The 13676-nt window shown below is 68.6% G+C and carries 13 protein-coding genes; 7 read left to right on the top strand and 6 right to left on the bottom strand.

The genetic code is table 11. From position 1 onward, the window contains the following. Positions 1–49: 49 nt before the first annotated feature. The 4 genes from AC6CID_RS09700 to mptB form a co-directional block, all read right to left on the bottom strand. A complete protein-coding gene (locus AC6CID_RS09700; protein ID WP_024100811.1) occupies positions 50–1015 on the bottom strand; it encodes a COX15/CtaA family protein in 966 nt (321 codons plus the stop codon). Positions 1016–1083: 68 nt separating this feature from the next. Further along, positions 1084–1881 carry an ABC transporter permease gene (locus AC6CID_RS09705; RefSeq protein ID WP_006551497.1) on the bottom strand — a complete coding sequence of 266 codons (798 nt, stop codon included), beginning with the start codon at positions 1879–1881 and terminating at the stop codon, positions 1084–1086. After that, entirely contained in the window at positions 1878–2822 is a 945-nt protein-coding gene (locus AC6CID_RS09710) for an ABC transporter ATP-binding protein (RefSeq protein ID WP_039587157.1), read from the bottom strand. The genes AC6CID_RS09705 and AC6CID_RS09710 overlap by 4 nt, the downstream gene beginning before the upstream one ends. Before the next feature lie 11 nt (positions 2823–2833). Beyond that, positions 2834–4561: a polyprenol phosphomannose-dependent alpha 1,6 mannosyltransferase MptB gene (mptB, locus tag AC6CID_RS09715; protein WP_373922191.1), complete on the bottom strand. Its 1728-nt coding sequence runs from the start codon at positions 4559–4561 to the stop codon at positions 2834–2836. 73 nt (positions 4562–4634) lie between these two features. On the opposite strand from mptB, the gene AC6CID_RS09720 reads away from it, so the two are divergent. The 7 genes from AC6CID_RS09720 to AC6CID_RS09750 all read left to right on the top strand — a co-directional run bounded on the left by AC6CID_RS09720 (position 4635) and on the right by AC6CID_RS09750 (position 11239). Next, complete coding sequence (locus tag AC6CID_RS09720; protein WP_094980515.1) at positions 4635–5453, top strand: helix-turn-helix transcriptional regulator; 819 nt, start codon at positions 4635–4637, stop codon at positions 5451–5453. A 115-nt stretch (positions 5454–5568) separates the two neighbouring features. Beyond that, complete coding sequence (gene sufB / locus AC6CID_RS09725; RefSeq protein ID WP_498353883.1) at positions 5569–7014, top strand: Fe-S cluster assembly protein SufB; 1446 nt, start codon at positions 5569–5571, stop codon at positions 7012–7014. Beyond that, the gene (gene sufD, locus AC6CID_RS09730) at positions 7015–8226 is read left to right on the top strand and encodes a Fe-S cluster assembly protein SufD (protein WP_064060312.1); all 1212 of its coding nucleotides are present in this window, start codon (positions 7015–7017) and stop codon (positions 8224–8226) included. A 51-nt stretch (positions 8227–8277) separates the two neighbouring features. After that, positions 8278–9066 carry a Fe-S cluster assembly ATPase SufC gene (gene sufC / locus AC6CID_RS09735; protein ID WP_064060313.1) on the top strand — a complete coding sequence of 263 codons (789 nt, stop codon included), beginning with the start codon at positions 8278–8280 and terminating at the stop codon, positions 9064–9066. A 4-nt stretch (positions 9067–9070) separates the two neighbouring features. Further along, positions 9071–10324, top strand: coding sequence for a cysteine desulfurase (locus AC6CID_RS09740; protein WP_064060314.1), 1254 nt, complete (start codon positions 9071–9073; stop codon positions 10322–10324). A 4-nt stretch (positions 10325–10328) separates the two neighbouring features. Beyond that, positions 10329–10820: a Fe-S cluster assembly sulfur transfer protein SufU gene (gene sufU / locus AC6CID_RS09745; RefSeq protein WP_498353884.1), complete on the top strand. Its 492-nt coding sequence runs from the start codon at positions 10329–10331 to the stop codon at positions 10818–10820. Next, the gene (locus tag AC6CID_RS09750) at positions 10820–11239 is read left to right on the top strand and encodes a metal-sulfur cluster assembly factor (protein WP_006551506.1); all 420 of its coding nucleotides are present in this window, start codon (positions 10820–10822) and stop codon (positions 11237–11239) included. The genes sufU and AC6CID_RS09750 overlap by 1 nt, the downstream gene beginning before the upstream one ends. 56 nt (positions 11240–11295) lie before the next feature. On the opposite strand, the gene ku is transcribed toward AC6CID_RS09750, so the two are convergent. Both ku and AC6CID_RS09760 read right to left on the bottom strand, forming a co-directional pair. Further along, on the bottom strand, positions 11296–12330 hold the full coding sequence (gene ku, locus AC6CID_RS09755) for a non-homologous end joining protein Ku (protein WP_498353885.1): 1035 nt from the start codon (positions 12328–12330) through the stop codon (positions 11296–11298). 97 nt (positions 12331–12427) lie between these two features. Beyond that, positions 12428–13543, bottom strand: a complete 1116-nt coding sequence (locus AC6CID_RS09760; RefSeq protein ID WP_498353886.1) for a lycopene cyclase family protein — start codon at positions 13541–13543, stop codon at positions 12428–12430. Positions 13544–13676 lie beyond the last annotated feature (133 nt).

The following is a 13676-nucleotide window of genomic DNA, read 5'->3' on the forward strand; positions in this document are numbered from 1 at the left end:
CACGCGGCCCCTTCCCGGAAGTCCGGGGAGGGGCCGCGTCGTCGAACGGTCAGGCCGGAACGGGCTCGCGATCCGGTGCGGTCGTGCGCGTCCGTCCGGCCGCCCAGACCGCGGCGGTCGCCGCCGTGCACAGTCCGGCGCCGGCGACGTGGAAGACGACCAGCACGGCAGGCACGTCCGTCCAGAACTGGACGAGGCCGATGCCGGCCTGTGCGACCACCAGGGCCAGGACGACCTTCAGACGCAGCGTGACGGCTCGGGGTGCATGGACCGCGTAGACGGCGAAGGTGAGGCCGATCAGCAGCGCGAGATAGCCGATGAGCGCTTCGGCGTGCAGGTGGACGAGATTGGTGATGTCGAGCGCGAGGCGCGGGACGGGTCTGTCGACGCTCTTGTCTCCGGCGTGCGGGCCGGCGCCGGTGACCATCGTGCCGAGCACGAGGACCACGGCGAGCGCGACACCCGACAAGGCGGTGAGCCGGCGCAGCGGCTGGGGCAATACCTGCACCACCGTGCCGTCGTCCGGCTCGCTCACCTTCGCGTAGAGCACTGTCGCCAGCCACACCATGAGCATCGATGCGAGCAGGTGGATCGCGACCGTCCACCAGGCGAGACCGGCCAGGACGGTGATGCCGCCGATGATCGCCTGCAGCACGGTGCCTGCCGGCATCAACCACGCCCAGGCGATGACCTCCTTGCGGCGCCGCGCACGGGTGACGGCCAGGACGATCGCGGCTGCGACGGCCACGACCACGAAGGTCAGCAGCCGGTTGCCGAACTCGACCACCTGGTGCAGGGTGTTCACCCCGCTCGACACACCCACCGGGACCAGCGACCCGGGGAAGCACTGCGGCCAGGTCGGGCAACCCAGTCCGGAGGCGGTGACGCGGACGACCGAGCCGGTCACTGCGATGCCGCCCTGGGTGAGAATCGTGAGGAACGCGATGATCTTCTGCGTCCGCAGCGACGGCAGGGGGAGACGGTCGACAAGGCTCAGGTAGCCGCGATACAACACGGTTCGATGGTACGGCGTGAACCACTACACGCTGTAGTTGGGTCGTGCCCGATCGGGCCGCCCACGACTCAGGTGAAGCGGAACCAGCGCGCCGCGGCGGTGCCGCCGATCACCGTCCACACGAGCAGCGAGACGATCGACAACCAGTCGAACACACCCGAGGTGGCGTTCTCGAGCGCGAGCGTCAACGCCCCCGACGGCACGATCCGCAGCAGGTGGACCACCGCTTCGGGGATCACGTCGCCGAGCACCACGACGCTGCCGATGCCCAACAGCACGAACCACACGATGTTCGCGAGGGCGAGCACGATCTCGGCGCGCAGGGTTCCACCGAGCAGCAGCCCCAGTGTCGCGAACATCACCGTGCCCAAGGCGATGACGACCGCCCCGATGAGCAGGTCGACGGGGGAGGGGCGCCAGCCCAGGGCCAGCCCGATGGCACCGAGCAACACGGCCTGCAGGACGACGACGATGCCCACCGCCGCGCTCTTGCCAGCGATGATTCCCCACTTGGGCAGCGCGGTCGCGCCGATCCGCTTGAGGGCGCCGTAGCGGCGGTCGAAGCCCACGGCGATCGCCTGACCGGTGAACGCCGTCGACATCACGGCCACCATCATCACCGCTGGCAGCACGCTGTCGACCCGCGAGTCGCCGAGATCGCCGATCGGTAGCAGCGACAGGCCGATCAGCAGCGTGATCGGAATGAACATGGTCAGTAGGAGCTGCTCGCCGTTGCGCAGCAGCAACTTGAGTTCCATGGCGGTCTGCGCCGCGAGCATCTTCGACGGCGAGTTCGGCTGCGGTCGCGGGGTGAAGGTCCCTTCCGCAAACCGGTTGTTCGCCAGACGATCGTGGGTCACGCTCACCCTCTCAACTCCCGACCGGTCAACTCGAGGAAGACGTCCTCGAGGCTGCGCTGATCCACCCGGATCTCGGTTGCCAGTGCGCCCAGATTCGCGCACCAGGTCGCCACCGCCGCGACGACGGACGGTTCGATCGTGCCCTCGACGAGATACCGCCCGGGATTGTCCTCCCGTATCCGGTAGGTGCCGGCCAGGGCGGACTGCAGGGCACTCAGGTCGAGGCCCGGAGGCGCGGACAGCCACAGCTGGCCCTCGGCGCCGTCGCGGGTGACTTCGTCGGGTGTCCCTGCGGCGACCACCCGCCCGTGATCGATGATGACGATCTCGTCGGCGAGCTCTTCCGCCTCGTCCATGAGGTGGGTGGTGAGCAGCACGCTCACACCGTCGCGGCGCAGTGCGTCGATCAGTTCCCAGACGAGCAGCCGGGCCTGTGCGTCGAGACCCGCCGTCGGTTCGTCGAGGAACACCAGTTCGGGGCGCCCCACCAGCGCGCATGCGAGCGCGAGGCGTTGCTGTTGTCCGCCCGACAATCGGCGGTAGGGGGTGCGGCGGGCGTCGGTGAGCCCGAGGCGCTGGAGCAGCCAGTCGGGGTCGAGGGGATCCGCCGAGTACGCCGCCACCAGGTCGAGCATCTCACCGGCCCGCGAACCGGGATAGGCGCCGCCACCCTGCAGCATCACGCCGATCCGGGGGCGGAGGGCGTCGGAATCGGCGACGGGATCGAGCCCCAGGACGCGGACTGTGCCCACGTCGGGAGTGACGAACCCCTCGCACATTTCCACAGTGGTGGTCTTACCGGCGCCGTTCGGGCCGAGGAGGGCGAGCACCTGGGCGCGTTCGACGGTCAGATCGAGACCGTTCACGGCGGTGACGCCCCCGTAGGTCTTGACGACGCCGTCCAGGCGCACGGCCGGTACCGCACCGGCGGGAGAACTCGGGGTCACAGGGTTCCAGCCTAGGCGTCCGCGGTTTCCGCCGGACGCGGTGGTGTGCGCTCCTGCAGCCGCCACGGCAGCCGGGAGCGTGTGGCGACGATGATCAGACCGACCACGACGATGGTCGCGATCGACGCCTGGACGATGATGAACGGTTGGTATTCGCTGCCGTTGGGCATGAGGATCATGCCGACAACCGACGAGAACGCGATGGTGGGGATCCGGAAGACCGGGCGGGTCGCCCAGGCCGCGAGCGGGATCACCGCCCACAGCAGGTACCACGGTTGCACGACCGGGAAGAGCAGCACGATCGCGCCCAGCGAGACCCCCAGCGCACCGACCGGATGGATCCGTCCCATGAGCACCGCGAGCAGCATGCGCATCGTGACGAAAGCGGCCACCAGCGCTGCGATGGGGCGCGTGATGGACAGCACGGCCGTCGTGTGGTCGCCGAGACCGAGCAGCACGCCGCCGAGGCCGGTACCCATGCCGAGCAGGGTCGGGATCGACATCCAGCTGCGGACCTCCGTGGCGGTGCCCAGGGTCTTCGTCCAGCCGAAGCCCAGGCCGCTGCCCCAGCTCACAGCGCCGATGACGACGCAGGTCCCGATGCCGAGGATCGCGGCGGCGGCGAGCACGGCGCGGAAGCCGCCACCCCACTTGCGGGCAAGGGCCATGCCGACGAATCCGAGCGCGAGCAGCGAGGGCACCTTGATCATCGACGACAGGGCGATCAGCGCGGTGCCGGCCGCGAGCCACCCCGTGAGACGCAGGCGCGAGGCCGCCTCGTCGTCCGGGTGGACGGCCCGCAGCGCGAGCTCGACACCGGCGAGCATGAGCCCGAGCATCAGGGCCTCGTTGTGGATGCCCGCGACCAGGTGGAAGAGCAAGAGCGGGTTCGCGGCACCGAGCCACAACGCGCTCACCGACGCGACGCCGCACCGGCGGGCGAGCCGCGGCAGCGCCCACACGATCAGGGCCACACCCACGAGCGCGAGCAGCCGGTGGACGAAGATGCCGGCCACGATGTTCTCGCCCGTGAGGTACGTGATCTTCTCGCCGATCCACAGGAAGGCCGGGCCGTAGGGGGCCGAGGTGTCGCGCCAGATGTTCGGCACCGTCCGGGTCAGGACGTGGTCGACCCCCAGCGCGCCGGCCGGACCGATCGCGTAGGGATCGAGCCCGCGCGCGGCAATCTCGCTCTGCGCGAGATACGAGTAGACGTCCTTGCTGAACATCGGCGGAGCGACGACCAGCGGAAGGATCCACAGCAGCAAGGTGCGGTCGAGCTGCGACCGGGACAGTCGGCGCACGGGACCGTCCGGTGCGCCCCGGCCGATCGCGAACCGGCCGAGCAGCAACCAGGCGAGGATCACCAGCGCCGTGCCGATCATGGTCGTCGTGAGGGCGGCGCTCGGCATGCGTGCCGCCAGTCCGAGGGCGCGGACGCCCTGCACGGGGTTCTGCAGGACCGGCTGGGCGCCGGCGCCGAGTGCCCCGACTGCCATGAGGACGGCACCGGTGGCGCCGAGCAGCCGGATGCGGTGGAGGTAGACGTTCTCGATCGCGTCGAGTCCGCGACCTTCGATCTCGTCGCCGTGCAGGACGACCGAGACATCGGCGTGTGGTCCCGGGGCGTCGAGGCCCAGAGCGCGTCGGATCCACACGTGCAGCCGTTCGCGGACCCCGGATCGGCCCGGCGACGGAGACGTCGTGTGCGGGGCGGACAGGGGAGGAGTCGACGGCACGTCAGAAGCGTAACGGGACGGCGAGGGTGCTCTCCGACGGCTCCGTCACGAGGTGTAACAAAGGGCACCCTTGGTGGACCGTGCTTCCGAATTCCGTCACACTGGTGTTGTGAAATACCCGTCCGACACCACCGACACCGCAGAACGCGCAGGTCACGCACCTGCCGCGACGGCGTCGCGCGTCGAGGACACCCGCAAGAATCCTGCTTCGACGGGCCGCGAGATCCCGGAGGGTCAGACCCGCGCCGCCGTCGTGCAGCTGCTGCTCGAAGAAGGTCCCATCACCGCGCCGGAGATCGGCGAGCGTCTGGGGCTCAGCGCCGCGGGCGTGCGACGCCATCTCGACGCGCTCATCGAGTCCGGTGAGGCGCAGGCCGCCGCGCCGCCGCGCAGGCAAGGACGCGGTCGTGGCCGCCCCGCCCGCCGCTTCCAGCTCACCGCCGTCGGACGCGCCCGCCTCGGGCACTCCTACGACGATCTCGCCACCGCCGCCATGCGGCACCTCCGCGAACTCGGCGGCGACGCTGCCGTGGAGGACTTCGCACGCCGCCGTGTGGACTCGATCCTCGGCACCATCGCGCCCGCCGACGAGAACCTCGACGACGTCGAGAGCGTCGCCGAGGAGATCGCCGGAGCGTTCACCGCCTCCGGTTTCGCCGCCTCGACCCGCCGCATCGGCACCGGCGTGCAGATCTGCCAGCACCACTGCCCGGTCTCGCACGTCGCGGAGCAGTTCCCCGAACTGTGCGAGGCGGAGCAGGAGGCCTTCGTGCGGATCCTCGGAACCCACGTGCAACGCCTCGCGACGATCGCGAACGGCGACGCCTTCTGCACGACACACGTGCCCGTTCTCTCCAAAGCGGACGCGCCCCGTCCGGAGCCGCCTACGTGACGATCCCACCGCGAGTGCTCCGCGAACCAGGGCACATCAGGAAGACATCCACCCACCCGTCGACCGTCGACGCACAGCCCGCGCCGACGCCCACCAGACTCCGGAAGGAGCTCGCATGACCGTCGCATCGGATCAGACGTCCGGAACCGCGCCGCTGACGCAGGAAGAGACGATCGATTCTCTCGGCCACTACGAATACGGCTGGGCGGACCCCGACACCGCGGGCGCCACGGCGCAGCGCGGCCTGTCCGAAGAGGTCGTGCGGGACATCTCCGCCAAGAAGAACGAGCCCGAGTGGATGCTCGACATCCGCCTCAAGGCGCTGCGCACCTTCGACAAGAAGCCGATGCCGGTGTGGGGCTCGAACCTCGACGGAATCGACTTCGACAACATCAAGTACTTCGTGCGCTCGACGGAGAAGCAGGCCGCGAGCTGGGACGAGCTCCCCGAGGACATCAAGAACACCTACGACAGGCTGGGCATCCCGGAGGCGGAGAAGCAGCGCCTCATCGCCGGTGTCGCCGCCCAGTACGAGTCCGAGGTGGTCTACCACCAGATCCGCGAGGACCTCGAGAGCCAGGGCGTGATCTTCCTCGACACCGACTCGGGCCTGCGCGAGCACCCCGAGCTGTTCAAGGAGTACTTCGGCACGGTCATCCCGGCCGGCGACAACAAGTTCTCCGCCCTGAACACCGCGGTGTGGTCGGGTGGCTCGTTCATCTACGTCCCGCCGGGTGTGCACGTCGACATTCCGCTGCAGGCCTACTTCCGCATCAACACGGAGAACATGGGCCAGTTCGAGCGGACCCTGATCATCGTCGACGAGGGCGCCTCGGTGCACTACGTCGAGGGCTGCACCGCCCCGATCTACAAGTCCGACTCGCTGCACTCCGCGGTCGTCGAGATCATCGTCAAGAAGGGCGGCCACTGCCGCTACACGACCATCCAGAACTGGTCGAACAACGTCTACAACCTGGTGACCAAGCGCACCAAGGTCGAGGCCGGCGGCTCGATGGAATGGATCGACGGCAACATCGGTTCCAAGGTGACGATGAAGTACCCGGCAGTGTGGATGATGGGCGAGCACGCTCGCGGTGAGGTGCTCTCCGTCGCCTTCGCCGGCGAGGGCCAGCACCAGGACACCGGCGCGAAGATGCTGCACCTGGCTCCGCACACCTCCTCGACCATCGTGTCGAAGTCGGTGGCGCGCGGCGGTGGACGTGCCTCCTACCGCGGCCTCGTGCAGGTCAACAAGGGCGCCCACGGCTCGAAGTCGACGGTCAAGTGCGACGCGCTGCTCGTCGACCAGATCAGCCGTTCCGACACCTACCCGTACGTCGACATCCGTGAGGACGACATCACCATGGGTCACGAGGCGACCGTCTCGAAGGTGAGCGACGACCAGCTGTTCTACCTCATGAGCCGCGGACTCGACGAGGACGAGGCCATGGCGATGGTGGTGCGCGGGTTCGTCGAGCCCATCGCCAAGGAACTGCCGATGGAGTACGCCCTCGAACTCAACCGCCTGATCGAACTGCAGATGGAAGGGGCAGTCGGCTAAATGACTGCGGAAGCGAAGAACACGCCGGCTACCGCGACGGGCGTGCAGGATGCCGTGCGTGCCGAGAACCGGGTGCCGGCAATCAACAAGGGTGAGGTCTTCACGTCCTTCGATGTGAACGCCTTCGAGATTCCGTCGGGTCGCGACGAGGTGTGGCGGTTCACCCCGCTGCGCCGCCTGCGCGGTCTGCACGACGGCACCGCTCCCGCGACCGGCACCGCGACCGTCGAGGTCACCCCGGTCGACGGCGTGCAGGTCGAGACCGTGGCGCGCGACGACGCGCGACTCGGACAGGCCGGTGTGCCGTTCGACCGGATCGCAGCACAGGCGTACTCGTCGTTCGAGACCGCGACCGTTCTCACCGTCGGCCGCGAGGTCGAGGTCGCCGAGCCCGTCACCGTGACGATCACGGGACCGGGCGAGGGCGCCGTCGCCTACGGTCACGTGCAGATCCGGCTCGAGGCGTTCGCCAACCTCACGCTCGTCATCGACCAGCGCGGCAGCGGCACCTACGCCGAGAACATCGAGTTCGTGCTCGGCGACAGCGCACAGCTGAAGGTCGTCGCGGTGCAGGACTGGGCCGACGACGCCGTACACGTCGCCGCGCACCACGCTCGCGTCGGCCGCGATGCCGTGCTGCGCCACTTCACCGTGGCGCTCGGCGGCGATCTCGTGCGCGTGTCGGCGACCACCAAGTACGACGGCCCCGGCGGCGACGCCGAACTGCTCGGCCTGTACTTCGCCGACGCCGGCCAGCACTTCGAGCAGCGCCTGCTCGTCGACCACTCGCAGCCGAACTGCAAGTCGAACGTCGTGTACAAGGGTGCGCTGCAGGGCGATCCGGCCTCCGGTAAGCCCGACGCGCACACCGTGTGGATCGGCGATGTGCTCATCCGCGCCGAGGCCGAGGGCACCGACACCTTCGAGCTCAACCGCAACCTGGTGCTCACCGACGGTGCGCGCGCCGACTCCGTGCCGAACCTCGAGATCGAGACCGGTGAGATCGTCGGTGCCGGACACGCGTCGGCGACCGGCCGCTTCGACGACGAGCAGCTGTTCTACCTGCGTGCTCGCGGTATCCCCGAGGAGGAAGCGCGTCGCCTCGTCGTCCGCGGCTTCTTCCACGAGCTGCTCGAGCGCATCACGGTCGCCGAGGTCCGCGAACGGCTCGAGGCCGCCATCGAGGCGGAACTCGCCGCCGTCGGCGCCTGACGGCCGTCTCCCCGTACTCCCGATACCTCTCCACTAAGGAAACGCATTTCGATGTCCACACCTTCGAACGTCCTCGAGATCAAGGACCTGCACGTCCGCGTCGCTCAGAACGACGAGAACGCTGAACCCATCGACATTCTCAAGGGCGTCGATCTCACGGTCCGCTCGGGTGAGACGCACGCCATCATGGGCCCCAACGGCTCCGGAAAGTCCACCCTGTCGTACGCGATCGCCGGCCACCCCAAGTACGAGATCACCTCGGGCAGTATCACCCTCAACGGTGAGGACGTGCTCGAGATGAGCGTCGACGAGCGCGCCCGCGCCGGCCTGTTCCTCGCGATGCAGTACCCGGTCGAGGTGCCCGGCGTGTCGATGTCGAACTTCCTCCGCACCGCCGCGACCGCCGTGCGCGGCGAGGCTCCCAAGCTGCGCCACTGGGTCAAGGAGGTCAAGCAGGCGATGTCCGAGCTGGACATCGATCAGGCCTTCGGCGAGCGCAGTGTCAACGAGGGCTTCTCCGGTGGCGAGAAGAAGCGCCACGAGATCCTGCAGCTCGGTCTGCTGAAGCCGAAGATCGCTATCCTCGACGAGACCGACTCGGGCCTCGACGTGGACGCGCTGCGCGTCGTCTCCGAGGGCGTGAACCGCTACCAGGAGAACGAGAACGGCGGCGTCCTGCTCATCACCCACTACACCCGCATCCTGCGCTACATCAAGCCGCAGTTCGTGCACGTCTTCGTGGGTGGCCGCGTCGTCGAGTCCGGTGGCCCCGAGCTCGCCGACGAGCTCGAGACCAACGGCTACGTTCGTTTCACCCAGGCAGCAACGCAAGGAGCGTGATCGGATGACGGTGCCGGTGCGGACCTTGGACATCGCCCGGATCAGGGCCGATTTCCCGATCCTTGCGCGCACGGTGCGCGACGGCAAACCCCTGGTCTACCTCGATTCGGGGGCCACCTCCCAGCGTCCGGTGCAGGTGCTCGACGCCGAGCGTGAGTTCCTGGCGACGCGGAATGCGGCCGTGCACCGCGGTGCGCACGCGTTGTCGGAGGAGGCGACCGACTCGTACGAGGACGCCCGCGCTGTCATCGCGTCCTTCGTCGGGGTCGACGTCGACGAGGTGGTGTTCACCAAGAACGCCACCGAGTCGCTCAACCTCGTCGCCTACGCCTTCGCCGACGACCGGTTCCCGCACCGGCTCGGACCCGGTGACGAAATCGTCGTCACCGAGCTCGAGCACCACGCGAATCTCGTTCCGTGGCAGGAACTCGCGCGGCGCACGGGTGCCACCCTGCGCTGGTACGGCGTCACCGACGACGGCCGCATCGACCTCGATTCGCTGACGCTGACCGACGCTGTGAAGGTCGTGGCGTTCACGCACCAGTCGAACGTGACCGGCGCGGTCGCCCCCGTCGAGGAGATCGTGCGACGCGCGAAGGAGATCGGCGCGATCGTCGTGCTCGACGCGTGCCAGTCGGTGCCGCACATGGCCGTCGACTTCCGCGCCCTCGGAGTCGACTTCGCCGCCTTCTCCGGACACAAGATGTTCGGTCCGTCCGGCGTCGGCGTTCTCTACGGTCGCCGCGACCTGCTCGCCGACGTGCCGCCGTTCATCACCGGTGGCTCGATGATCGAGACGGTGACGATGGAGGCCACGACCTTCGCCGCACCGCCGCAGCGATTCGAGGCCGGTTCGCCCATGGTCTCGCAGGCCGTCGGCCTCGGTGCCGCCGTGCGCTATCTGCAGGACATCGGGATGGACGCCGTCGCTGCACACGAACACGAGCTGACCGCTGCTGCGCTCGCCGAGCTGGGCGGCATCGACGGCGTGCGCATCATCGGACCCACGACCGCCGAACAGCGGGGCGGGGCGGTGTCGTTCGTCGTGGACGGAATCCATGCGCACGATCTCGGCCAGATCCTCGACGACGAGGGCGTGGAGATCCGGGTCGGACACCACTGCGCCTGGCCGCTGCACCGCCGCTTCGGGGTGGCCGCGACCGCCCGCGCATCGTTCGCCGTGTACAACACGCCGGACGAGGTGCAGGCACTCGGCGCGGCGATCCGGCGCGCCCAGAAGTTCTTCGGGGAGGCGTGATCCGATGCGGATGGAGCAGATGTACCAGGAAGTGATCCTGGACCACTACAAGCACCCGCACAATCGCGGACTGCGCGAACCGTTCGGCGCCGAAGTGCACCACGTCAACCCGACCTGCGGCGACGAGGTGACCCTGCGCGTGCACATCGACGGTGACACCGTCGCCGACGTCTCCTACGACGGGCAGGGCTGCTCGATCAGCCAGGCGTCGACGTCCGTGCTCACCGACCAGGTGATCGGCGTTCCGCTCGGCGATGCACTGAAGATCGTCGAGGGGTTCGTCGAGATGGTCGGCAGTCGCGGCACCGTCGAAGGCGACGAGGACCTGATCGGCGACGGCATCGCGTTCGCCGGCGTCGCGAAGTACCCGGCGCGCGTGAAGTGCGCGTTGCTGGGCTGGATGGCCTTCAAGGACGCGGTCGCGCAGACCGTGGACGCCGCCCCCGCCGACCTGGCGGGCGGCGCGCACACCTTTTCGAGCGGAGGACAGAACTGATGACCGAACCCGCACCGGGCACCGTGAACACCGACGAGAATCCGACGGCCGACGCCGGCGCGGACGAGACCTCGACGCTGGTCGCGGCCACGGCCCCGCCGCTGGATCCGGGCCGCCTCGACGAACTCGAGGAAGCGCTGCGCGACGTCGTCGACCCCGAGCTCGGCATCAACGTCGTCGATCTCGGTCTCATCTACGGGATCTCCGAGGTCGACGAGACCGTGACCGTGGATATGACGCTCACCTCGGCGGCGTGCCCCCTCACCGATGTCATCGAGGAGCAGGCCAAGGGCGCACTCGTGCGCAGCGGCCTCTGCGACGAGCTGCGCATCAACTGGGTGTGGATGCCGCCGTGGGGTCCCGACAAAATCACCGACGACGGACGCGAGCAGCTGCGCGCACTCGGCTTCACCGTCTGATCCGGCTGTCGCCGGCTCCGAGCCTCGGCGCCTGATCTTCGACTTCTCGTCGGAGGTCAGGCGCCTTTGCGTTCGCCGGAGGTCTTCTTGGCGGCCGTCTTCTTGGCAGGACTCTTCTTCGCCGTGCTCTTCGACGCCGAACTCTTGGACGCGGTCTTCTTCGCCGTGCTCTTCTTGGCGGGACTCTTCTTGGCCGCCGAACTCTTCGACGCCGTTTTCTTCGCGGGGGCCTTCTTCGCGTCCTCGTCTTCATCCTCGTCATTCTTCGAGGACTTCTTCCCGCCGGAGGACGAACCGGACGGGACCATCTTGCCCGCCGCGTCGACGCTGCGCTGCAGGGCCGCCACGAGGTCGAGCACCTCGGCGTCCTCTTCGCCGGTGTCGTGTTCGGCGACCTGGAAGACTTTCTCGCCGCCGCGGGCGAGGGCCTCGTCGATCAGCGTGCGCAGTTCCACCTGGTACTCGTCGGTGAACTCGGTGGGATCGAAATCGTCGGACATCGACTCGACGAGGGTCTCGGCCATCGCGAGTTCGCGTTGCTTCGGCTTCTCGATGTCGTCGAGCGACTCGAACTCGGCTGCGCGAACCTCGTCGGGCCACAGCAGGGTCTGCAGGATGAGCAGTCCGTCGCGGGTGCGCAAGGCGGCCAGCCGGGTGCGCTGACGAAGTGTGAAGTGCACCAGCGCCGTCCGGTCGCTCTGTTCGAGAGTCGCGGCGAGCAGACCGTAGGCCTTCGGCGACGACGAATCGGGTTCGAGATAGTAGGACTTCTCGAACAGGATCGGATCGATCTGCTCGGTGGGCACGAACTGCAGCACCGGAATCTCGTGCTTCTCAGCGGCGGGGAGTTTCTCGAAGTCCTCGTCGGTGAGCACGACCCGCTCGCCGTCCTCGGAGTCGTACGCCTTGTCGATCTCCTGGTAGGGGACGACCTCCCCGCACTCGGTACACACACGCTGATACTTGATCCGCCCACCGTCCTTCGCGTGCACCTGGTGGAAAGAGATGTCGTGCGACTCGGTCGCCGAGTACACCTTCACCGGCACGTTGACGAGGCCGAACGCGAGTGAGCCTTTCCAGATCGACCGCATGTGTCCATCATGATCGACACCTCGGGAGCACGCTGGAAAGCTGCGAAACTCACCGGGCGGTTCGCCGAGACCTTCGCCACACGCCGCACCCGGCGGATCAGCGGAGCGAACGCAGAATGGTTCCGCGCGCACCCGTCGGCAGCACCCGGAACAGCCGCCACATCGTGGCCGCCACGCCAGTCGCGTCGTCGCGACCGGACAGGTAGGCGCGCTGCTGCTCGACCGGCAAAGCGAAGAACGCGTCGAAGAACTCGATCGCTCCGCGTGCGTCGAGTCGCAGCAGGACCCGCAGTCCCATCTGCCGCAGGGTCGCCACCGAGCGGGCGCGCACCGGCCACAGGACGCGCTGGGGGTCCTCGCCGAGGCGCACCGCGTCGATCACCGCATCCGCGGTGGACAGGGCGGTGGCCACCGCGTATCCCGTGGCCGGATGCATGAGACCACCGCGAGCGCCGAAGCCGATCACCCCGGGTGCCGTCGGTGCGCTCTCGACGGCGAAGCGCACCCGTTCGACCTGCTCGTCGCCGGTCGTGCGCACGCCTCGCGCCGCGAGGCGGATGTGCAGGCGCCGTTCGAGTTCGCCGAATCCGAGCGCCGGGCGACCGACGAGGCAGGTCTCCTCGAGGATCGTGCGTCCGTCGCCGACCGGCACCGCATACAGGAAGGACGGCACGTCGTCGGGGCCCGTGCCGTTGTCGCGGCGCCAGTCCATGAACCAGGCATCGTGGCCGTCGAGTGCCGGAGCTGCGGTCGTATCGTCGACGATCAGCCCGAATGCCGTCTGCTGGGCACGTTCCGGTTCGGCGGGAACGCCGCGGGCATCGACGACGTAGCGGGCAGTCACCCGGCGTCCGTCGCCGAGGACCACGCCGTCCGCATCGACGTCGCGTACCCGATCCGTGACCACCGTGACGGCGTCGAGGGCGAGGAAGTCCTGCAGGCACGCCGTGTCCAGCACCCGGTAGGCACGATCGACGATCCGGGGCTCGGTCGTCCACGCCGCGGGCCTGTCGATGCGTGCTGCCACCACCTCGTCGGGCAGCCAGGCGGGCAGTTCGTCGGCCCACGCCGCGTAGGTCGCGGTCCACCGACGCTGTGGACGCACGTCGACGGCCGTCACCGACAACCCGGCCGCGGCGGCACGGAACGCCAATGCACGGCCGGCGGGGCCGAGTCCGGCCACGACGAGGTCGGTGGAGGGAAGGTGGGTCACGGGCGCCAGCCTAGGTTGCGCACGGGGAGAACCCGGCCGCGCGTGGCGAGGGGTAGTGCATCTCACCGTGGGAGAGAGGTGCTGTCACTGTAAAATGGGTGATTCGTGTGCCCGGCTGTTTGCCACCATGGCA

This window comes from Rhodococcus sp. GQ147 (assembly GCF_059759155.1).